The organism is Lysobacter sp. 22409, assembly GCF_052045105.1.
GTDB lineage: Bacteria > Pseudomonadota > Gammaproteobacteria > Xanthomonadales > Xanthomonadaceae > Lysobacter > Lysobacter antibioticus_B.
Window position 1 is genome coordinate 77,062 of sequence record NZ_JBQEOE010000020.1, and the last position, 22,546, is coordinate 99,607.

Consider the following 22,546-nt stretch of genomic DNA (forward strand, 5'->3'; position numbering starts at 1 on the left):
CCCGCGCGGCGTCTGGCTCCGCGTGGCCGGATAGGCCACGTCAACCGTTCGCTTGGTGGTGCGTTGGATGCGATGTCGGCCGCGTCCCGCGCGCCGGCGATCAATCATGGAGCGAAACGATGATTCTGGAAAAGGAAGCAACGAGGCGTAATACGAAGTCGCGCCTGTGGGCGGGCCTGGTGTGCGCCGGGGCGGCGTTGGCCTTATTTGCCACCGGTGCCAGCGCGTGCGTACCGACGAAATTACCGATGGGCGCGAAGGGACCGGGGCTTTGCTACGGGGCGGAGGTCTGGACGGAGCCGACGCTGGGAGGGCGAGCGCTGGAGCAGGAGTTCGACTTCTACCGGACGCCCTCGACAACGCCGACACCGTTGATCGTCTGGGCGCATCCGAACGGGATGAGCAAGGCGTTGCCGGAAGACTCGCCGATGTATCAGGCGCTGATCGTCCCGGCGCTGCGGGCGGGCTTCTCGTTCGCGTCTGTCGAGTTCCGGCATCCGGTGACCAACGATGCGCTGCCGAACAGCGATACCGATCCGCGCGTTCCGCATTACGATCTCGCCTATGCGCTGCAGTTCATTCGCGCCAACGCCGATGCGTTGAATATCGACAAACGCAACGTGTTCTTCGTCGGGCAGTCGCGTGGGAGCTTGGCGGTGTGGACGGCGCTGCAGGACGATATGCGCGATCCCGACAGCCCGGACCCGGTCGCGCGTCAATCCACGCGAGTGAACGCGGTCTATGCGGTGAACGCGCAGACGACATATTCTGGTACGGAATTCGCCAATCGGTTCTTGATTGCAGGCGATCGGGCCAAGTTCATCGCCGCGTTCAATCAGCAGCACCCGAAGCACGTCCAATTCGGCAGCGCGATAGGCAGCGTCAACGCAGGCGTCAAGGCGGATCCTCCGGTCCGCTTGATCTACGACAGTCCGGAGGTGGGGCGGCTGTTGTCGCTGGAGGAAATGAGCAAGCGCGATCCGATCCACTACCCGGATTTCGGACCAGCGCTTTGTCGCGCGTACGCGAAAGCGTTCGGCAGCAGCGCCCACTGCACCTACGATGCGGACACACGCTATGAAGGCGACCCGATAGCGGCATACGCCGGCTATGTCGACTTCTTCAAGAGGTATATCCGCCCCGGCGCGTCCAGCCCTTAAGGCGTCCGTGGCCCAGCCTGGGGCCGGAACGTTGAGTCATTGCACCGAATAGCTGGGCGCAGGCTGGGGGCAACCGAGTCACGCTCCCTGTGTCCCCCAGGACGCCTTTAGGTTCCGGCCCCCCGGGCCAGCGCAGCTATGGCGCTGGCCCGGGGTGTCGGTCGCATCGAACCGACTAGGGTGCTTGCGTGTCCTAGCCGAGGTACCGGAGCGTGAAATCCATCTCGGCGTTATTGCCGTCGATCGAGCCCGGCATGTCGAGTTTGTACCGGTTGTTATCGCTGACGCCGCCGCCATCGGAATTTCTGCCGTTATAGGGATCATCCCAACTCACCGATACCGAGTTCCGCGACTGGTCGAGGATGTAGTAGCTCACCGATCCATACGTCCCGGTCCCGAAGCGGTCGGACTCGGACTTCCACTCGCCTCTTTCTCCAGACCTGATGACCGTCGGAGGATAGTCGTCCCATTTCCCGTCCGGCAGGCTCTCCGAATTGCTGTTGAGTTCCAGGTCGTAAGGCGTGTTGTTCTGCAGGGTCACGACTACCGAGCGTGCGGCGTCCTTGGACTGCTTGCGAGAGGTTAAGTCCGACATGGCGGCTGTCTCCTTCTTTGGGGGCGAGGGTGCGATCTCTCTCTCGGCATCGGCGAGCGCCGACCGGTCGCGTCGCGATCGTTGCCTGGCAGGATGGAAGCACTGGCCGGCCGTAATGTTGCTCACGAATCTTCATTCTGTGATCGCGTGAGCTGGATTCAGATTGCGTCCTCCTCGTGTAGCGGCCATCGCAGGGTCTTCCAACGGGTGCCTTGTGCCGCGTCTGCAAGGAGGGCCACCCCGCAGCGATCGCCTGGTCGCGACTTGTGCGCTGGGCTCGCAATCGACTGTGACCTCGGCCCTAGAACCGAATACCCGTGTCGTCGGAGGTAGGGGATCCGTTAGTTCGAGTTCGTCTGTATAGGCGATGTGGATCTCCACATCCGGCGCCACACCGACTCCGCGTGCAGTTCTTGAACCGGGCCGCTCGCAGGCCCGGAAAATAATTGTCGTCGCAAGCTTGTTCCGCGGATTCCGGCGTCCGACCTACGTCACGAAGAACGGAGCCGTCGCACCTCCAGTGCGGTCTATTGCTCGCTGTTCTTAATCACATGGAGCGTAACTATGAACATCACGAAGATCGCTTTTGCTGGCGCGCTCGCTATCTCAACACTGCTGGGCGCGAACAACGCAGCGGCTGCAACGCCGTATCCCACGGCGACAGTGCCGACCTCGGCGAAGGTAGCCCCATCCCCCGAATCGGTCGAGTTCTTCCGGCAACTGTGGGATAACGCGATGCTTTTTGCATACCGCGGATACGGGAACTTCGCGCAGTCCACCTGCGATATCTATCGGTCGCAGGTTTGGCCGGACCCCGGCGCCAATGAGGTCGTACCGCTCCTGCATCATCAATGCCGGATCAGCGTTGTCAACATTTACATCCACCACACCAATCCGCTGCCGTTCCCCCTGTGAACCGCGCCAGTCGCCAAAACGCTGATGTGGCGGCATCGAGGGCGACAGTCCGATGGCACCGATCGGATCGAAGGGCGAGGACGGCCACCGTTCTCGCCCTTCGCCCTATCGCGAACCCGCGCCGCTCAACCGGGCGATGTTCTTCATGCCTGGTTGGAGCGTTAACCTGGGCCAGCACCTTGCCGACAGTTCTGGCGTCGCTGGCAACCCTCCCGGTCGGCGCGTTTCGGGCGATCTTCCCGGCGCCTTGACCGCCTGTGTGGCGATGCGCCGGTTGCGACTGCCCTTTCACAGGCGTTGAGATTCATGCTAATCATGGCAGCCTTCCGTGATTGGTTACGCGCCCAAGGATCGAGCGTATGTCGAAGGTAGTGCAGGTGCTTGCAATCGCGCTGATGTGTTCGATCTCGGGTTGCGCCCCTGTTCGCTACTATCAGGCGCTCTCCGGAAAATCCGTCGCGGAGCCGGAGCCGCCGAAGATCGTGGAGCGCGGACAGCGCGCGCCGTCGCACGAGAAAGTGTCGGCGATGAGCGACGGTTTGTATCTTGCGCGGATTCGTAAACACGGCGAGCAGCGGTTCGGTGTGGTCGACCGCTCCGGGCGCGTAGTGATCCCGATCGGCTACCAGTACCTGACCGATCTCGGCGGCAAGGGCTTCAAGGCCATCGGGTTGCAGAGCCTGCGCGGTTTCGACCGGCAAGGCAACGAAGTGTCGACGATGCTGTTCGAGCGCGAGCTGCATTTCGAAAACGGCCAGGCGGTGGCCGTGGTCAAGTCGGCAGCGGGCGATTCGGCCGAAGAGCGTTACGGCGTCATCGACGCCCGTGGAGACACGGTGATCCCGTTCGAGTACAGCGGCATCTTCGAAAGCGCCACGGATGCGAACCCTGCCGTGTCGTGGTATCGGGTCCGGCGGGATATCGCCGGCCCGGGCGAGCCCAGGAAGATTCGCGATGGCCTGCTCGATGCCAAGGGGCGGTCCGTTCTGCCGATCGCGTACTACGACATCTCCCCAGGCATCGATCGCCAAGGCCTCGATCAAGGCTGGGCGATGGTGTTCGAGCAGGAATACCAAGGCGTGGCGGTCAACTTCGTCACCGGTTTGCGCATGCCGCGCAGCGGCGGCAGCTTCTATGGGCGGACCGTCGCTTACCGCGCCTTGCTCAATCCGCCGCCGGAAGCGCTCAATCCGTACGAGAGGATGCAGTACCGGAAAGCGCATGAAGAACGGTATCGGCTGGAGTTGTTCGATACCCACGGCAAGCTGGTGTACGACCAGAGCGACATCGGCGCGACTTGGGACCTGCACGGGCTCATCGCGGTGTCCAGGATGAAGAAGTTCGCCTTGCTCGATGCGGACGGGCGGCCACTGACGCCGTTCAAATACGACGAAGTGAAGGATTACGGTGGCGGCCAGGCGTTGATGATCGTCGCCGGGAAGGTGGTATGCATCGATGCCGCCCTGGCGCCGGGCACGGAACGGTCCGCGCGCGAATGCACCAGGGCGACGACCAAAAAGGTAGGCGGGGAACGAAAGCGCCGACAGCGCGATCCCATCGCGGTTCCCGCGGTCTACCCGCGTTACGGTGGTTGAAACCCTGTGCTAGGGAGCATGTGAATGCCACTGCAGATTAGGGCCGGAGCCGTCGTCTACGATACCTGTTCATGAAACGCAGGCTCACGCCTGCTCGATGGGCTCGATGTAGGCCAGGAACATGTCGGATTTGGCCACCGCATAGGCCTTGATCTCCGGGGCGGTTCGCGGCGATTCCGAGAATCGTTTCCCCCCGGGTGCCGAGGGGCGCGATGATGAGGTCGCCCGCGCGTCCGCGAGCCGCTCTCGAGGTGTTCGGCAGCACCTCTCGCATGAAGGCCTGGAGCGTGTGTTCGTCCGTAGCGCGTGCTGGTGGAAGCTCGCTTGCGGGCGGGCGCGCTGATCGTGGCCGACAATTCCGATTACAGCCCGGAGTACCTGGCGCATGTGCGTTCGCTGGCGTCCGGCTATCTCTCCATTCCCTTCTCCGGCGACGTCGAGCTTTAGATGTGGGTTGGATAGGTTGGTGCAGATCTTAACGGTGCGGTCGATGCGGATCCGCTGGTGCGGTCGATGCAGGCAGCTATGGGTAGATCGAACAGGAACGGCACAGAGCCCTTATTTGATCGGAAGACGGCCCGTCGAACAGTGACTGTTCGACGGGCCTCTTTGTGTGCAGGGTCTCGCGGTTCCGTTTTTCCATGGCGAGTCGCACGTTGGCCGGTATAAGCGCGCATGCGGGGCTGCACAGCGAGCCGATGAGTTACAAGAGCGAATGGCGCCTTGCTGAGCGTCCGCTCTCATGCGGCTCGACGCCGCGGAAGCGCAGTTCATCGGAGGGGTGCGAATAGCCTCGACGCCAGAGCCGTACGAGTCCACAGGTGGCTGGAGCGACTGCCGATACGATCCAAGTTTCGCGGCGACTTATCGTGCCCCCGAGTGCTGCGATGTCGCGCCTGAATCCAGACTGAGTAGAGCGTCGATGATCAGTATGTGTGTTGCTCGCATAGATCTGCGATCGGCATCGGTCGGGCGGCAATCACAGAATGGTCTTGCCTCCGTTTCCGAGTGCTTTCATGAAAGGTGGCGAGGATCGAGCGCGGTTGTCCGAATGGGAACGCGGGGTTCGTGTTTTGGATTCTAGGCGGGGCGGCTGGTCGTTGTTAGAAAGAATTGCCGATAAATCCGAAGCCCTGAATCTTTGTCGGTATTTTTTCTCCTCATTGGTTAGGGAATTAAGTTCTCAACGACAAAGGAATACAGCAAGCCATGACCTCTCGAAGCAACACTCTAATGCGGCCCTTACTCACGTTAGGTGCGCTCACTCTTTGCGCGTCCGCGTATGCGGGCGAGCCGTTATTCGTAGGTGAAATCGAACCATCTCCATCGGGTTTGCGCGCTGCCGCCGCTGCGTTGCCGGGCGCTTCGAGTCGCCACATCGTGCGAGTCAATGCGGCTGCGGTGTCGGAGAAGGTCTCCGAGATCGAAGCCGACCTGGATGGTCGTCGGGTGACGTTGGTACTGGAGAACGCACGCAGTACCGACAGCGGCAGCCTGGTATGGATCGGCCACGTGCGCGAGACGTCCAAGACGCGCAGGATGACCGGGCGCGAGGTGGCCCACGACTCGCTCAACTCCGTGGTCCTGGTGCGGCGTGGGAACACCGTGACCGGCACGATGAGCATGGACGGCCGCTCTTTCGGTATTCGCCCGCTGCCGAACGGTGAGCATGCGCTGGCGGAAATGGAAGAATCGCCTCCTATGCAGGACGATGTGCTCATCCCCTCGGCGCCCTCGCCCAGGCCATCGGGGCAAAGCTCGGGGATTCGTCCTGCACAAAGCTCAGTGAATCCTCAATCGTCGGGATATGCCGGGCCGGGACCCGCTGCGCTTAATGCGGGCGAGGACGTTACCGTCCGGGTCATGGTCGTTGTCACGAAGGATGCCAAGGAAGCCATCGCCGCAGCGGGCGGAGATATCCGTTCGGATGTGGAAGCGGGTATCGCCAACGCCAATCTTGCCTATGTCAACTCCAAGGTAGGGATGACGCTCGATCTGGCGCATATCCTGGAGGTGAACTACCCGACGGAAAATCCGTTTCTCGATCTGGATCGTGCAATCAAGCGCGGCGATGGATACATGGACGAAATCCACGCCGCCCGGGATGCGAATGCCGCGGATATCGTCTTGTTGATCAACAACTCGAATGGAACAGCTGGCTTTGTCACTAAACTTCGCCCCGACGAATCGGAGGCGTTCGCTTTCATCGGCAAGTCGAACATACTTAGTCTGAGTACGATTGCTCATGAAATCGGCCATTTGCTGGGTGCGGCTCATGATGAGTTCACGGCTAACAATGGTAAGTACTACAGTTATGGACAGGGCTATTGCACCCCGGACAACAGGTTCTACACGATCATGTCGTACGGATTATGTTCGGCCCCGAATGGCCAACGCCGGCAGCTGAGGTATTTTTCCAGTCCGGAGCTGACGTTCGGCGGCACGACCTTGGGAACCGCGGATCTTAACGATAATCGGCGAGTGCTGATCGAGAACAAGAGGCGTGTTGCTGCATTTCGTGGAGACCCGGCCACGGCGAACTTGCGCCCGGTGGCCGATTTTTCGTTTGCGAGAGATGTCTCCGGCGGCTATGCAAATAGATTGCATTTCACCGATAACTCGACCGACCCGGACGGAAGCATCGTTTCACGCTATTGGGGCTTCGGCGATTACGCAACGTCCGCGGAGGCGAATCCTGCGCACAATTTCCTCGATGGCACCTGGAATGTCACCCTGGTCGTTACCGATAATAAGGGCGCCATCTCCACCGTTACCAAGACGGTAACGGTCCCGGATCCCGGGTCGGCGAATTCGCCGCCGACCGCGGATTTCTCGATTTCGAGCAACGGCCTGACGGCCGCGTTCTCCGATCGTTCGGTCGACCGCGACGGCAGCATCGCATCGCGCAGTTGGAGTTTCGGCGATGGCGCCACGGCGACCGGGTCCAGTGCCAGCCATACCTATGCCAAGGCCGGTACCTACAGCGTGGCCTTGACCGTGACCGACGATAAGGGAGCCAAGCATACCGTCGCCAAATCGATTGCCGTCGCCGCTCCGGTGTCGCCCACGGGCACGCTGAGCAACGGAATTCCCGTCGATAGCATTTCGGGGGCCGCGGGCAGCTATCGATACTGGACCTTGGTCGTTCCGCCGGGAGCGTCGAAGCTGAGATTCGCGACCAGCGGATATGGCGGCGATGCCGATCTGTACGTCAAGTACGGCGCTGCGCCGAGCACGAGCAGCTACGACTGTCGCGCGAATCTTGGCAACGGCGCGGAGACGTGCGACATCCCGACCGCACAAGCGGGAACCTACCACGTGATGGTGAACGGCTGGTCCGTGTTCTCCGGAATGCGCCTGGTCGGCAGCTACCAAGAGGGCGGGGCCGACAGCTTGGCCAACGGTATCGCGAAGACCGGCATTTCCGGCGCGGCAGGCAGCTATCGGTTCTGGACGATGCAGGTTCCCTCGGGAGCGACCGAGCTGCAGTTCGCCACGAGCGAGTACAGCGGCGACGCCGATCTGTACGTCAAGTACGGTTCCGCACCGACGTCCACTAACTACGACTGCCGAGCGAATCTGGGCAGCACGTCGGAAACCTGCCGTATAGCCGAGGCCAAGGCCGGCACCTACCACGTGATGGTGAACGGTTGGTCCGCCTACTCCGGAATGCGTCTGCTGGGCAGCTACCGGGCGGGCAGTGGGGGCGGTGGTTCCTTCGGAGATATCGGTACGGGAGTCGGCATCCTGAGCAATGGCGTTTCGGTAGGCGGCATTTCCGGTTCGACCGGCAGCTATCAATACTGGGCCTTGAGCGTGCCGCTCGGCGCTTCGGATCTGGAGTTCATCGCCAGCGGGTACGGGGGCGATGCGGATCTGTACGTCAAGTACGGCTCATCGCCGACGACGACCAATTACGACTGCCGTGCAAATCTGGGCAGCGCCATGGAAGTCTGTCGCATCGCCAACGTCCAAGCCGGGACGTACTACGTCATGGTCAACGGCTGGTCGGCCTTTTCCGGAATGAACCTGATCGGCACCTATCGTTCCCGGTAATGGCGGCAATCGGACTAAGAGACTTCCGATCCGGATGATCTGTCCGGGTACCGCGCAGCGGCTGCTGCGCGGTGCTTGCCGGTTGCCGGTTGCGAGGCAGCAGGGTTCTTGAATGGCCCCGGCCCACTAGGGGCCAGGGCGTCTCCCTGAAAAATTCGATTCGCCCGTGGGCTTACACTCGTTCGTTCGCGATCGACATGCCCGTCGGGCTAGGGTTGAGAATCGCCGACGGTGGGCTTGCTTGCGTATGCGTGGATCTACTTCGTACCGCCGGCAGCGCTCACTTCGACGAGCAAGGCTCCATCCCATCGAAACTCTTTGGAAGCCATGTTCATCGGGTCGTCCGCAGTCGGCTCCCCGGCCTGCCCTTCGCCATAGCTGATCCAGAATTGCGACGGCCTCTCGGGGTCGGCCTTGAAGTCTTGAACGGTAATTCTGTCGCCGATGAACACCGCATTCGTGCCTTGGTAGCCTTGCGGGGTCTTCAGCGCCGCAGCGGCGTAGTAGAAGGTGCCGCTGCCGCCGCTGTCCTGGGTCAACAGGACAACTTGGTCTTTCTGGCCGTCGTCGTTGAGATCCATCTCGAACGCATGCTCGGTATAGCGCGTCACTTGCTTGGAAGCCGAGCCGGGCACGATGGTTTTCTCCTCGACACCGTCGACCAGCGTGGCCGGCTCCCCGTCGATCATATAGGTCGCATTCTTGGCGTCTTTACCGGGTCGGACGGCGGATGCGGCAGGCGCGGCCTTCGGCGCCGAGTCGGGGGGGACATTAGCCGCAGTGGGCTGTTCCGGCGCGCACCCGGTGATGGCGACCAAAAGAATCAACGGCAAAGCATTTTTGAGTCTGGACAAGGTCAGCGGCCTCGAATCGTCGTGGCTGAATTGTGGCAGGGCAGGCCCGATACTGGGTTAACGAAGGGCGACCGCGCGGGGCGAGGGCGTGGCGAGTCGTGCCGCGCAACTTGATTCATCGCCGCTCTGGATCGCGTTCGACGATGGTCCCCGGCGGGAGATTGGGGCGACTCGGACCATCGTCCGTTATCAGCCAATATCTGCCGTCGCTTTGTTTTTCGATCCGGGCCGTGGGGATGTTGTAGCGAGCGCTTTCGCTCGGGGTGGGCGCAATCCTGGGGCCGAACCGCTCGCGGGCCAGATACGCCATCCGCTCGGCCTCCGGCAGTTTTTCCAGGTCCTCCGGCACGACGCTCGCTTCGGCAGGCGCGGACAAGGCGGCGCCCGGGTCTTGGTCGGCCAAATGCCTGGTGAGCAACTCCTCGTCTCGCACAGTAAGCCCGACGGCCTGCTTGCGCGCGTTGTCGGTGCGGTGCTCATCGGTTGCGGATGGAGATGTCGATCGGCTCGCGTCCTGCTCGAAGAACCCTGTAAGCGTTCGCTGCAACGGATCGGAAACGGCCACGAACACCGACCCGACCAGCGCCGCTAGAACGACGAGCCATAACCACTTTGCCTGCATCATTCGTCAACCTCATCGGTAGGCAGCGCCTCGTCTCCGAGGCGCTGCTTGGGTCCGGCATCACTCCACGAGCTTGCCCGGGTTCTCTCGTACGTACTGATCCTTGGCGTTGCGCATGTTCTGCGAGAACGCTGCTTCGTAGCTATCCCGCAAGCCGCCTGCGTAGTAGTCGTTCGCGGCGGAGTAGCGTCCGGACCGCTTGAGGTCGTTGATGTAGTCGAGCTGGGCGGGGTCCTTATCGATCAGATGCTTGTAGATGCTGGTATTGATGTCGTAGACGCAGCCGCCGCGGTTCTTGCAAAAGGCGGGGTCGTCATAGCGCGCGCCCGCCAGCCAGATGTCGGATGTCGACTTCGCGGCGACCGTGCCTTGGGCGGCATGCACCAGGAAAGAAACCGGACGGCCGGCGGTCTTGGTGGTCAGGTATCTGCTGTCGGCCAGGCGGTCCAGCTCTTCGCTCAGATAGGTTTGCACCACTTCCGCCAGGCCTTCGGTGATCGAGTCCCTCGGCCAACCGGTGTACGAGGCCACATTGGTGTCGTTCGAGTGCTTCAGGAACAAGCTCTTGCGATCCAGTTCGTGCGCGGCCTCGTGGCCGAGCTCCCAGGGAACGTAGTTGCCGGCGCGGTAGGACGGATTATCGGCATACGCATAGATCCAGAAGCCGCGATCCAATGCCGCTTCCGAGCGGTCGGAGAACTGGCCGTACGAGGTGCCGCCCGCGAAGGTGTTGTTCTGGTGATACTCGTTGAAGTCGAAGATACCTTCCACGAACGGTTCGAAGGTGGTTTGCCAGTTGTATGCGTTCGCATTGATGTAGAAATCGCCGGCGCGATAGCTATGGCCGTTCTTCTCCGATTCGCTCCAGCGGTTGTTCAACACCTTCTTGTAGAAGTACTCGTGCGCCAGATCGAGCTCCTTGGTGATCCGCTCCTGAATGTAAGCATTGGAGACCGTAACCAGGTCGCTCGGCTTCTGTGCCCAGATGCGCCAGAGATAACCGCCGCGGTTGTATGGGAACTTGACATCGTAGTAGTAGTCGTCGGCGCTGCTTCTGTCGCGGTAGGGGCGGCACATGCTGTAGTGCTCGCAGTTGCCGAGCAGGCCGGTATAGCTCAGGACGTAGCTCAGAGCCATCACCATGCCCTTGTGCCGGGTACGCCCGGCAACGAGTTCGTCGCTGACGGCCTGGGTTATCGGCTTGATCCGGCCCTTCCACCACTCCAGCACCCCGGTGTCCTGGATGGCGGTCTGGTAGCGCGAGGAGAACTGGTACGTTCCATAGGCCTCCATCAGTTCGCGCATCAACGCGGCCTGCGCTCCGCCGGATTGATACGGATTGTCGGAAAGGATGGCGCTGCGTGCGGTGTCGAAGGCCGCGTTGTAGGTGTCGAAGAACGCGCTGCGCAATGTGGGTTCGTTTCTGATCCGAGCGGCCGCGACCTGTCCCTTCGTCGTCCGGCAGTCATACCTGAACTTGCCGACGCTGACTTCCGACTGGTTGTAAGCGCCGCGGCTGTCCGTAGCCAGCAAGGTTCCGTCGCTGTTCCTGTATACCGGCGAGCCCGGCAGCAGCTGGATGTCGAAGGTGCTCAGGGGATACTCGACGGCGTCGATGCCGCTGCCGGCATTGAGCTTGAACGTCGCCGAATAGTAGAACTTCCCGTCATAGCCGTCCGATGCCTGCAGATAGACCTGCTTCGGCAAGCCGCCCGGGCTGGTCCCGTAGGACAGATTGGTATCGATCTGCTTCTTGTCCTTGGCGTCGTAGTACCCCGCCGATCGGACATTCAAGGTCAGAGGGAAGTAGAGGGGGTTGTCGCCAGCGGATTTCGGTGCGTAGTTAGGCTTGTACACCAGCTCGAAGTGCACGGTGTCGCAATGCGGCGCTACCGCGTTCACCTCGACGTTCGGATTCTGATAGCTCTGATCGTAAGCGCGGTTCGACAGGTTGAAGTATGCCCAATCGCGTGTCGGCAACACCTGGCGGTAACCTTTGTCCGTACCGGTGGAGAACGGAACGTCGACGCGATCGTCGACGCTGGGCAGCGGGCCTGTACCGTTCATGCGCTTCGGATAGCGCACCTCGGTGGTGAATGCCTGGGCATTGTTCGCCAGCTTGGTCGAGAGCAGGCTTTGCCGAAGCGTCCTCATCAGGTACCCGGGAAGCCGGTTCATGAAGGCGCTCGCATTGAGGTACTCATGCGCCCTGTGTCCCGGCGCGTTGGCCGGGACGAACAGGGACACGTAGTTGTTCATGTACTTCAAACGCTCGATGACCGCCTTGGTGGTGGTGATCAGATAGTCCTTGCGCGCATTGTCGTAAGGCAGGGTGTCGGCGCCGTCGGCGAACAGCAGCGCGATGTTGCGGACCAGTTCGCTATTGGTCGCGGTTGGGAAGTTCGCGGGAGTGTCGCTGTTGAACGCATAGATGTACTTGTTCGGCTCGCCCGAGCCGTAGACCAATGCGTCCATGGCGAGCTGAATCTTCTCGATCAGCCAACTCGGCTGACTGGAGATCGGTCGGTCGATCGGTTGATTGACCAAACCCATGCGCAGGAACGCGACCAGACTGTTCAGTTCGTTGAGTTTCGAGTTGAACGCATCGGCGTCGCTCCTCAGGCCCGGCAGTTCCCTTGCCTTGACGGCGATGGCGTCCGCGACCCAGTACATGTGATCGGCGGTATAGACGTCGCTCGCCGAAACCTGGCCCGCGGCCATGCCCACGTTCGCGTTGATGCAGACGATCCCGCCGCTGAAGTTCATCTGCGCCACTTTGGCGGCGAAGTTGGAATCGTTCCAGAACTTGGATACGTTGTTCTCCGGGCGACTGCAACTGTCGTCGCGCGGATTGCTTATCGGTGCCGCCATCGATACCGCCGGCACGGCGCTTACTGCCATCAGCAGCAGCGCCAATGAACCATTTTTCGCTCGCATGATCGAACCCCTGTTGTTGAGATCCGCCCGGAACAGGCCGATCTCGGATACGTTTAGAAACGTTCTGTGGGCACATGCAGTTGCCGGGTTACCCCGTTTCGGAGATGCCCCGAAAGGGGTGTCCCAGCCGGTTCCGATGCCGCGACGACGCATCCCACGCGCACACAAGCCTCGGCCGGCGGATGCGGCCCGGTTTTCAAGGCTTGGTTACGCACTCAGGCGTTATTCGTAGGCGCAGTCCATCGATTCTCCGTTCCCGGGAGCGGCGCTCTGCTCCCGGGCCTTTGAGCCCGATGCATTAGGACAGACTGTCGTCCAAAATCGTATACGGAATACTCTTAGCTGCACTGCAGCAGCGGCGGCCTTGCCGATCCCGTCTGCGACGGATTCGAGGCGGCGTTCGCCGGGTGTTGCCTGCGAAGAAAGCCCAGGACGCAGTACCGGTCGGTGTTTGCTCTGTTGATCGAGCAACAGCCGAGAGTGATTCGTCTCGCCCGTCGATCAGGCGATGTACGTCTGGCGCCGTCGGGGCGCGCGAGCGAATGCATCGGCCCCGCGCTTTGGTCGGGGCCAAATCCACAAACGTTCTCTGCGGGCATCGCGAGGCAAGGGCTCCCAACTCCATGCATCCACCGGCGCCAAGTATCGCCAGGACGCTCCCGGTCGTGCCGATACGTACCCCGATAAGCGTCGGGCTACAGCACGACCCGCTTGAGGCCGGCCTGCGCAGAGATCAGTGCCGACGTGGGGCCGGAGCCGAGGCGGGAGAGGATTCCTGTACGGAATCGAACATCTGCCGCAACGCGCTGACGGATGGCTGCGGCGCGCCAGGTTCGGGTGCGGCGCGTTGCGTTGGAGTGGGTTGCGGGTTGGTCGGAGGTGCAGCGGGAAGTGCGGCAGGCTTGTCCAACAGTGCGTGCCTGCTGGCCGGGTCGTTTTGCGTGCCCTGTATCGCGAACAGGCCACCGCTCTTTCCCAGAGCGACCGAGTCGATCCGCTCCAACGGCGGCGACGCCAGCCGGGCTACGTCGACCAACAAGGCTGCGTTCTGTCTTCGGTCCGATGGCGATAGATTCGCGATGGCGGGGAGTGTGTCGATGGCGCCCAGGGCCTGCTGGTACAGGGCGTTGAAGCCATGGGTGGGATTCGCATACGGATGAGTGTCTGCGACTCTGCGCTCCGGCATGCTGGCGTGCGCGGCCCCGGCGGCCGGGGAAGTGCTCGACGAATGCCCGGGTTGAAGAGGCGCGGCTTGCATGGCTGGACCAGTTGCCGCTTGTGCCACTGCCTGTGGCATGGCTTGCCAGGGGCTGCTGTGTTCGAGGCTCCGCGATTGGCCGATCCATTCCTTAGGGATACCCGTCAGGAACGCGACTTCGCCGTCTCCGCTCGGGCTGGAGATGGCGATGATTCGGGACGCGTCGATCGTAGGCGCATCGGTCAGCAACACCGGCTTGCTTGAGGCAATTCCAGTCTGGGGATCGCGGGCGGGACGGGTTTGATCGAGGTCGGATATCGCCCTTGGCTTTGCGACGATGCTATTTTTTTGCGAAGGATCGATCTCCCACGCGTACATGTGTTCGACAGGGAGCTCGATCCGGTACATGTTTTTGCGATGCTCGAAGCCGCCGACCCCCGTGCTGGGGGATGTGGATACATGCATGGTCGTGCCGCTGGTCTCTTTGCGGATCTGGTCGTAAAGAGCAGGCAGGCCGACTAGCGCGGGTCGCTCCTTCGTCGCATCGAAGTACTCGGCAATCGTGTTCCCGCGCGCTTTGGGGAGTTGCACAGGGGCGTTCGCATCGACCAGCGAGCGGTTGATCAATTGGCGCGCCGTTGCCTCATCCAGCGGCAATCGGGCTTGAAATCCCGTGGCGGCGATCTGCTCGGGGTCTCGATTGTCTGCGCGATAGACTGCAAAGGGCATGGGGCGTTTCCGGTTGCGTGTTGGTTTTATGCATGCCGTCCAGGCGTTGAAGCGGGCGCTTCAATCACCGTCGAATAAGAGTGGATTCACATGCTGCCGGGCCTGTTTGAGCGCCGAGCGATGCCGATCGGGCGATGCGCGAGTCTGACCCTGAAGCGCTCGTGCACGCGGCTGGCTGATGCACAGCGCGCTTCGGCTGCTTCTGTGAGTGATCGGCACGAAGTCTTCAGCTATGGCCGCCTGGGCCCGGAGTAAAGACCTCCGCAGATCGATGCGGCCGCGAGTCCATCCGTCCGGCATCTAGAGGGGCGGTGGCTCGGATTGTCGATCAAGGCGGCTGTCGGCGACATAGGGAAAAATCTTAGCTGCCCTAGCCCGCCTGGACGCAGCGATACTCGGCTTGCTGTAATCGTCCCGGCTAGCCAGGCGAATACTGCGGGCGCAGCCGGCCGGACGTGTGTTGCGCAAGCGGAATCGATTGCGCCAGCGATCGCGCGTGCCGGCTGCGTCGTGAGCGCCAGCTGGGAACGTGGAAGTGGCTAGCCACTCGGCCGGCCATCCACGGGGCTGATGCGATCCCTGCCGTGTCTCGGTTATCGGTGGCTGCGATCGATTGCCGATAGCCTGCCAGGTCGATCGGTGCCGCCGACAGCAGCGCGCACGTTGCCATCGACGTCGTTGGCATGGGCGATGCCCGGGCCTGTCGGGCGTTCCGTCAACGAATCTGTCGTTTCATAAAGGAGGTTTCATGCATAGCGATCTCATTGCCGCGAAGGCGCTCGTCTACGACCCGGGTCAATACGAACTGAGCGAGTTTCGCCTGGAAGCCGAGAGTTCGGAGTATGCCGCTTGTACGTTCCGGCTCGACGGGGCTTCGATTTGCTTTCGCGCTGCGAAGACGACGCCGGTGAAGGTCGGGCAATTCGTGACGCTGTGGAAGCGCATCGGCGCCGGTCCGATTCGGCCGTTCGACTCATCGGATGATGTCGACTTCTATGTCGTCAGTGCGCGCTGTCGTTCTGGCTTCGGGCAGTTTGTGTTTCCGAAGCGGGTGTTGAGCGAGCGAGGTGTTCTGTCGAGTAACGGCAAGGGCGGCAAGCGAGCGATACGCGTGTACCCGCCTTGGGCCATGACGAAGAGCGGGCAGGCCCGGGCCACACAGGATTGGCAGTTGCGCTACTTCCTGGAAATAGGCGGAGACGTTCGGTTCGATCGCGATCGTTGTCGAATGCTCTATACGCCAGGAGAGTAGCCGGCGAACCTCTCCAAATCGATAGATCCCGAGCGGTCGTTCGCGGGGAACTTCAACAATGCCGCGGTCCGCGCGGACCTGTGTGTTCTCCTGTCCCAGCTAAGTAATCGGCTCGCAGATGCGTGCCGATTCCGATAGCCAGCGCTTCGTGCCCGTTCTCATCGAAGCTGTTGAAGATGCGCAGGCATCGACCTGGCGCAACGACTCATTCGTGCGTTGCCGCCGATCGCTGCGTCGTTCGGATAGGCGGCGACCGCGTCATTCATCGCCTGCTTGAGACGAGCGGCACGCGAGCGATCGACGCGACTCCAAGCCTGCAGTCGATATGCCCGGCGAGCGGGCAAGGCGCTTTGGCAATACCGCGAAAAGGGCCGGCCCAATGCCGTCGGCACGCGCCGGGAGGCACCGGTATCGACGATGCCCCCGAGGGGGCGTCTAAGACTTTTCTTAGTCCCTCCAACTGGCACTAAGACATTTCCCTATATCAATGCCGCCGGATCTGGCGAAAATGTGCCGTCATGAGACTAATGTCACATTATTTTTGGACTTAATTGGCATTGGCCTCACGGCATGGTGAGCCGAACTGGGGACCTGCAGCCGGCGCATCGGCCAGCTGCAGGTATTTGGGACTGAGGGCAGTGAGGGTGGTGAGAGCTGGCGCCGATTGGCGCGCAGTTCGTCTCCGTCCCGACTGCACACCATGACTTCCACGCTCGATGTGGGCGCTCCTGCCAACTCAGGGGGCGCGCGCTCGTCCGAGCTGTGGGCGAAGTTCCGATCAGGAATCTCTTGACTGCGTGCGCGCAGTCGGGAGGTGAGGCGGTATCTGTTTTCCGGATGACGAATACGCGCTGTGCCGGCAGCTGAATAATCAAATGGGCGGCGAGAAATGAATATCTCTGGGCTAAGAGTGGTTGGAGCTGTTAACAGGTGGGGAGGCATGCTGTGCGCGCCTCTTAGGTCGCTGTTGCGGCAACGCGTGGCTGCTTCGCAGCGAAGCTGGCGACAAGGGCTCGTATGGAGCGTCTTGTTGCTGGCGCAGTTCGCGGCTGGCCAAGCGCTGGCCCAGGAAAATTTCTGCGCCGTAGTCGGTGGGGAGCAAGCGATTTATTCGCTGCAGGAAGCCAACGCTGGCCAGGCCCTTACCATCAGAAAGTTCTTTCCGAATGGCACCGAAACGACCGTCTTTTCGCTGCCAGACCCTCTCGGTCCGGGAACTGCCAACGGGTTGATGATCGACACGGAGGCTAACTCTAACCAGGGGCGCCTGCTTTTCGTCACGAAGTCCTCGGGGTCTGTCCAGTTGAAGGGTGTGAACCCTGATGGCGTCATGTACGACGCGGCTCTGCCGTTCCCCATCAACGGAGATATCGTCCGCGGGGCCTGGGCGAAGGGTACTCCTGGCACCGGATATATTGCCTCCGGCAATAACCCGATGAGGCTGTATACCTTTACCGCCAGCAGTCCCACGCAATATACGTTTAGTACGACGCCCATCACTCTGACTCCCGACTTTCCGCCCGAAGGGGGCGGTACGGGCGACCTGATATTTTCCGGCCCTGATTCGGGCATGGTGGCGATCGGCAAAGACTTCTATTCCTTCGACATCGGTGATGGCACTTTGACGCGCCTCACCCGGCCGTTGTTGGCCGACGGCTCGCCGAACCTGCTCGAGTGGTTTTCTCTGGCGGCGACCAGCAACTCCGTCTATGCGTCCAACAACAGCGGCCACTATTTCTATAACCGCACCACGGGTCGGTACAGCCCTGTGATTACGGGCGGGACGACCAACGACACGGCGTCCTGCGCCGTGCCGCTCAATTTCCCGCTGAGGCCGAATATCTCCGGCCTGGAGAAGACGCTCGCTCTGGTCAACGACGTGGCCTATGTGGTGGGTCAGCCGATCAAAGCCGGGGACAAGCTGACGTACAAGCTTATGTTTCGCAATACCGGCGATGACGCGGGTACGGTGTATGCCAATAACGTGACCGAGACCATTCCGCCTAATACCACGGTGGAAACCGGCGATGCGGAGCAGGACTTCGGCAACTGCAACAGCACTAGCTGTTCGAACATCAATACCGCCACAGTACCGGCGCGCGGCACGGCCGATTTGATGTTCGTCGTCCGGGTCAATAGCCCGCTGCCGAGCAGTGCCGTGGAGATCAACAATGTCGTGGCGGCCACCATCGGTCGGCGCCCTGACGGTACTGGCGGTACGCCCATCGATTGCACCCCGGGCAGGGGCAACGACTGCACCGAGGTGACGCCGATCGTCAGGGTCGTGAAGACGCTGCAGACCGGCGGCCCGACGGCTGCGGCCGGCGAAACGCTCGTCTATCAGATCCAACTGATCAACGACGGCACGACCTCAGCCACCATTCCGGCTGGCCGCATAACCGAGACGGTGCCGACCGGGACCACCGCTGCAGCGGGCGACAGCTTCAACTGTGCAGTCAGTGCGCCGGCAGCCACCGTGTGCACCAACACGGCGGAAGTGACGGTGGCCGCGGGCGGCACGCAGAATCTGACCTTCCGGGTGACGGTGGACAATCCGCTCGCCGCGGGCACTGCGAACATTCTCAATACGGTCGCTATTCCGCAGTTCGTCGATTGCGCATCTCCGGGCAACGACTGTGCGGAAACCACTCCGACCTCGCGGGCGACGCTGACCCTGGTCAAGACGGTGACCAACAACAACGGCGGCACCGCGACGATCAACAACTTCCCGTTGAGCGCGAACGGTCCGACTCCGATCAGCGGCGTCAGCGGCACCTCGACGGTGACCAACGCGTCGGTCGCCCCGGGCGTGTATGCCTTGAGCGAAACGACGATGGCCGGCTATGCCGCCGGCCTCTGGAGCTGCAACGGCGGCACGCTTGGGGGCAGTGATCTGACTTTGGCCGATGGCGATGCCGCGACGTGCACCATCGTCAACGACGACCAGCCCGCGACGCTGACCCTGGTCAAGACGGTGACCAACGATAACGGCGGCACCGCGGTTGCGACGGCCTGGACGCTGCAGGCGGCCGGGCCGACCAATATCGGCGGTGCCACCGGTGCCGCGGCTGTCACCAATGCCCCGGTCAGCCCGGGCAACTACATCCTCTCCGAAACCGGCGGCCCGAGCGGCTATACCGCCAGCACCTACAGCTGCATCGTCAATGGCGGCGCCGCGGTCGTGTCCAACAGCCTGACGCTCGCCCTCGGCGATACCGCGACCTGCACGATCAATAACAACGATCAGGCCGCGGTCTTGACCTTGATCAAGAGGGTGGTCAACGACAACAGCGGTACCGCGGCTGCGACAGCCTGGACGCTGCAAGCGGCCGGCCCGACCAATATCAGCGGTACCACCGGCGCCGCGGCTGTCACCAATGCCCCGGTCAGCCCGGGCAACTACGCCCTCTCCGAAACCGGCGGCCCGGGTGGCTATACCGCCAGCACCTATAGCTGCATCGTCAATGGCGGCGCCGCGGTCGCGTCCAACAGCCTGACGCTCGCCCTTGGCGATGTCGCGACCTGCACCATCGTCAACGACGACGTGCCTCCGCCGACCCAGACGATCGCCAAGGCGGTGACCGCCAATGCCGACCAAGACGGCACCGGCACGGTGACCTTGGGCGACACGCTGACCTACACGGTCACGGTGACCAACACCAGCACGACCACGAATCTCGATAATGTGGTCATCAGCGACTCCAAGATCACCCCGACGGGCGGCACGACGCCGTGCGCGAGTGTGGCGCCGGGCGGCATCTGCACCCTGATCGGCACCTATACGGTGGTCGCAGCGGACGTGACCGCGGGCAACATCGTCAATACCGCGAGTTCGACCAGTTCGATCTGTCCGCCGGGCAGTACCGATCCGACTTGCACCACGACGCTGACCACGCCGGTCTCGTCGCTGAGCCAGGGTCTGGCCAAGACGGTGACCGCGAATGCCGACGAGGACGGTTCGGGCACGGTGTCGGTGGGCGATACGCTGACCTATGCGGTCACGATGACCAACACCAGCACCACTTCGACCCTGCGTAACGTGGTGGTGAGCGACAACAAGATCACCCCGAGCAGCATCACCTGCGCCACGGTGGCGCCGGGTACGACCTGCGTGCTGAGCGGCACCTATGTGGTGACCGCGACCGATGCGAGCGCGGGTTCGATCGTCAACACCGCGACCGTCACCAGCCCGGTCTGCCCGACGGGCAGCACCGATCCTGGCTGCACCACGACGGTCACCACGCCGGTGCCGCCGCGTAGCCAAACCCTGGCCAAGGCGCTGACTGGCAATGCCGACGAAGACGGTTCGGGCACGGTGTCGGTGGGCGACACGCTGACTTACACGGTCACGATGACCAACACCAGCGCCAGCGGCAACCTGAGCAACGTGGTGGTGAGCGATAGCAAGATCACCCCGAGCACGATCACCTGCGCCACGGTGGCGCCGGGTGCGACCTGCGTGTTGACCGGCACCTATGTGGTGACGGCGGCGGATGCGACCGCAGGCAGCATCGTCAACATCGCAACCTCGACCAGCCCGGTCTGCCCGGTGGGCAGCACCGACCCGGCCTGCACCACGACGGTGACCACCCCGGTGGCGTCGCTGAGCCAGACTCTGGTCAAGGCGCTGACCGCCAATGCCGACGAGGACCGCTCGGGCACGGTGTCGCTGGGCGACACGCTGACCTATACGGTGACGGTGACCAACACCAGCACCGGCGGCAATCTGACCAATGTGGTGGTGAACGACAACAAGATCACCCCGAACAGCATCACCTGCGCCACGATGGCGCCGGGCGCGACCTGCGTGCTGACCGGCACCTATGTGGTGACGGCGGCCGATGTGACCGCCGGCAACATCGTCAACACCGCGACCTCGACCAGCCCGGTTTGTCCGGTGGGCAGTACCGGTCCGGCTTGCACGACCACGGTCAACACGCCGGTGATACCTGCCTCGGTGCGTTACGCGAAGGCGGCGAACACCGCCGGCCCGGTGGTCGTGGGCGACACGATCACCTACACCCTGACCACCACGATCAGCGGCGGCAAGACCCTGGGCGTGACCACGCTGACCGATACCCTCGGCACCGGCCTGGATTTCGTCGCGGTAACCAACGCCGCCGGCTACAACTGCAACGCAGCCAACCCGCTGGTGTGCACCTTGCCGGCCGGTACGGTGCCGGGCACCTACACGGTGAGCTATACCGCGAAGGTCAACGAACAGGCGTCGGAAACGGTCAACAACACCGTGCTCGGCGCCGGTACGGACAACCCGGCGTGCCAAGGCAGCTGCGCCACCAGCACTCCGGTGACGCTGACGCAGAGCCTGCGGGTGATCAAGCAAGCCTCGCCGCGCGACGTGAAGATCGGCGACCTGGTCCGCTACACGGTCACGGTCGAGAACACCGGTACCGTCGACGCGATCGATGCGACCCTGGTCGACACGCCGCCTGCAGGCTTCACCTTCGTCGACGGTTCGCTGTCGGTCGCGGATCGCGACGGCGTCGGTCGCCTGGTCGGTACCTATCCGATCCAGGTCGACCAGGTCGACATCGCCGCCGGTGAGCGCGCGACGTTCACCTACCTGCTGCGGGTCGGCGCCGGCGTGCGCGCGGGCATCCACTCCAACAGTGCGTTGATGCGCGACAACGGCAAGATCGTCTCGAACGTGGCCACCGCCGAAGTGCAGCTGATCGCCGATCCGTTGCTCGACCATGCCCTGATCCTGGGCACGGTGTTCGACGACCGCGACGGCGACGGCTGGCAGGACAGCGCGGCGATCGACGACGCGCGCGTCCAGGGCGGTTTCGCTGTGGACGCCTACGTGCCGAACTCGACCACGGTCGATCGCGGCAACGGTCCGAAGGCGGAACCGGATGCGAGCTCGCCGATGCTGCACGGCATCGTCCTGGGCAGCATCTCGGCCCGTCAGTCCGACGCCGATCCGGCCGACGCGCACCGCGTGGTGATCAGCCAGCGCCTGAAGGAGTTGAGCTTCACCGACGACTTCGCGCTGACCACCCAGCAGGGCGTGACGGTGCGGATGGATGCGGCCGGTACGACCCGGATCGAGCGCAGCGGCGACGCGGCCAAGAACCTGAGCGGTGCGGCACCGACGGTGGAACGTCGGGTCAGCCCGACCGAGGGCGGCTACCTGGTCGACTACATCGTCCGCAACACCGGTGTCGACGAACGCGGTATCCCGGGCGTGCGCATCGCTTCGATCGAGGGCTTGTTGATGGAGACCGACCAGTACGGCCGCTATCACCTCGAAGGCGTGGACGTGGGCACCCTGGAACGCGGCCGCAACTTCATCCTCAAGGTCGATCCGTCGACCCTGCCGCCGGGCAGCGTGTTCACCACCGACAACCCGCTGACGCGTCGCGTCACCCCGGGCCTGCCGGTCCGCTTCGACTGGGGCGTCAAGCTGCCGGCCGGGCTGATCGAAGGCGGTGAGGAGCAGGTCGAGATGGAGCTGGGCGAAGTCTTCTTCGCCCCGGGCAGCGCCGAGGTGCGTGCGCAGTATCTGCCGGCGATCGAGAAGATGGCCGAAAAGATCAAGCAACACCGCGGCGGCGAAGTGGTGATCAGCGCCAACGGCGATAGCGAGTCGCTGGCGTTCGATCGGGCTTC

Annotated in this window: 12 protein-coding genes; 7 read left to right on the forward strand and 5 right to left on the reverse strand. The window is 62.6% G+C overall.

All coding sequences use genetic code 11. The features are described 5' to 3' along the window. The first annotated feature begins 119 nt into the window (after positions 1–119). Complete coding sequence (locus ACTJJK_RS12355; protein WP_440730334.1) at positions 120–1,160, forward strand: alpha/beta hydrolase; 1,041 nt, start codon at positions 120–122, stop codon at positions 1,158–1,160. 193 nt (positions 1,161–1,353) lie between these two features. On the opposite strand, the gene ACTJJK_RS12360 is transcribed toward ACTJJK_RS12355, so the two are convergent. Further along, complete coding sequence (locus ACTJJK_RS12360; protein WP_152566020.1) at positions 1,354–1,881, reverse strand: hypothetical protein; 528 nt, start codon at positions 1,879–1,881, stop codon at positions 1,354–1,356. A 438-nt stretch (positions 1,882–2,319) separates the two neighbouring features. On the opposite strand from ACTJJK_RS12360, the gene ACTJJK_RS12365 reads away from it, so the two are divergent. The 4 genes from ACTJJK_RS12365 (at position 2,320) to ACTJJK_RS12380 (ending at position 8,321) form a co-directional block, all read left to right on the forward strand. Then, positions 2,320–2,670, forward strand: a complete 351-nt coding sequence (locus ACTJJK_RS12365) for a hypothetical protein (protein ID WP_031370181.1) — start codon at positions 2,320–2,322, stop codon at positions 2,668–2,670. A gap of 359 nt (positions 2,671–3,029) precedes the next feature. After that, positions 3,030–4,265, forward strand: coding sequence for a WG repeat-containing protein (locus tag ACTJJK_RS12370; protein WP_440730335.1), 1,236 nt, complete (start codon positions 3,030–3,032; stop codon positions 4,263–4,265). Between the two features lie 306 nt (positions 4,266–4,571). Further along, positions 4,572–4,712 (forward strand): hypothetical protein, encoded by a 141-nt coding sequence (locus tag ACTJJK_RS12375; protein WP_223621278.1) that lies wholly within the window; start codon positions 4,572–4,574, stop codon positions 4,710–4,712. Between the two features lie 762 nt (positions 4,713–5,474). Further along, positions 5,475–8,321: a pre-peptidase C-terminal domain-containing protein gene (locus ACTJJK_RS12380; RefSeq protein ID WP_440730336.1), complete on the forward strand. Its 2,847-nt coding sequence runs from the start codon at positions 5,475–5,477 to the stop codon at positions 8,319–8,321. Positions 8,322–8,578: 257 nt separating this feature from the next. Here the strand turns inward: ACTJJK_RS12380 and ACTJJK_RS12385 are convergent, their stop codons facing one another. From ACTJJK_RS12385 to ACTJJK_RS12400, 4 genes are all read right to left on the reverse strand, one after another. Beyond that, complete coding sequence (locus ACTJJK_RS12385) at positions 8,579–9,175, reverse strand: hypothetical protein (RefSeq protein WP_440730337.1); 597 nt, start codon at positions 9,173–9,175, stop codon at positions 8,579–8,581. 115 nt (positions 9,176–9,290) lie between these two features. Further along, positions 9,291–9,800 carry a hypothetical protein gene (locus tag ACTJJK_RS12390; protein WP_031370174.1) on the reverse strand — a complete coding sequence of 170 codons (510 nt, stop codon included), beginning with the start codon at positions 9,798–9,800 and terminating at the stop codon, positions 9,291–9,293. A 57-nt stretch (positions 9,801–9,857) separates the two neighbouring features. After that, on the reverse strand, positions 9,858–12,734 hold the full coding sequence (locus tag ACTJJK_RS12395; RefSeq protein ID WP_440730338.1) for a hypothetical protein: 2,877 nt from the start codon (positions 12,732–12,734) through the stop codon (positions 9,858–9,860). Between the two features lie 733 nt (positions 12,735–13,467). Next, entirely contained in the window at positions 13,468–14,661 is a 1,194-nt protein-coding gene (locus ACTJJK_RS12400) for an XVIPCD domain-containing protein (protein ID WP_440730339.1), read from the reverse strand. A 748-nt stretch (positions 14,662–15,409) separates the two neighbouring features. Between ACTJJK_RS12400 and ACTJJK_RS12405 the strand changes: the two genes are divergently transcribed. Together ACTJJK_RS12405 and ACTJJK_RS12410 are read left to right on the forward strand one after the other, a co-directional pair. Then, positions 15,410–15,913, forward strand: coding sequence for a MepB family protein (locus ACTJJK_RS12405; protein WP_440730340.1), 504 nt, complete (start codon positions 15,410–15,412; stop codon positions 15,911–15,913). A gap of 1,570 nt (positions 15,914–17,483) precedes the next feature. Further along, the coding region (locus tag ACTJJK_RS12410) for a DUF7507 domain-containing protein (protein ID WP_440730341.1) at positions 17,484–22,546 on the forward strand (5,063 nt) is incomplete at its 3' end.

Bases quoted from the DNA above. Each gene is read 5' to 3' on its own strand.
- ACTJJK_RS12355 (WP_440730334.1), top strand. From the start codon at position 120: ATGATTCTGGAAAAGGAAGCAACGAGGCGTAATACGAAGTCGCGCCTG.
- ACTJJK_RS12365 (WP_031370181.1), top strand. From the start codon at position 2,320: ATGAACATCACGAAGATCGCTTTTGCTGGCGCGCTCGCTATCTCAACA.
- ACTJJK_RS12370 (WP_440730335.1), top strand. From the start codon at position 3,030: ATGTCGAAGGTAGTGCAGGTGCTTGCAATCGCGCTGATGTGTTCGATC.
- ACTJJK_RS12380 (WP_440730336.1), top strand. From the start codon at position 5,475: ATGACCTCTCGAAGCAACACTCTAATGCGGCCCTTACTCACGTTAGGT.
- ACTJJK_RS12390 (WP_031370174.1), bottom strand. From the start codon at position 9,800: ATGATGCAGGCAAAGTGGTTATGGCTCGTCGTTCTAGCGGCGCTGGTC.
- ACTJJK_RS12395 (WP_440730338.1), bottom strand. From the start codon at position 12,734: ATGCGAGCGAAAAATGGTTCATTGGCGCTGCTGCTGATGGCAGTAAGC.
- ACTJJK_RS12400 (WP_440730339.1), bottom strand. From the start codon at position 14,661: ATGCCCTTTGCAGTCTATCGCGCAGACAATCGAGACCCCGAGCAGATC.
- ACTJJK_RS12405 (WP_440730340.1), top strand. From the start codon at position 15,410: ATGCATAGCGATCTCATTGCCGCGAAGGCGCTCGTCTACGACCCGGGT.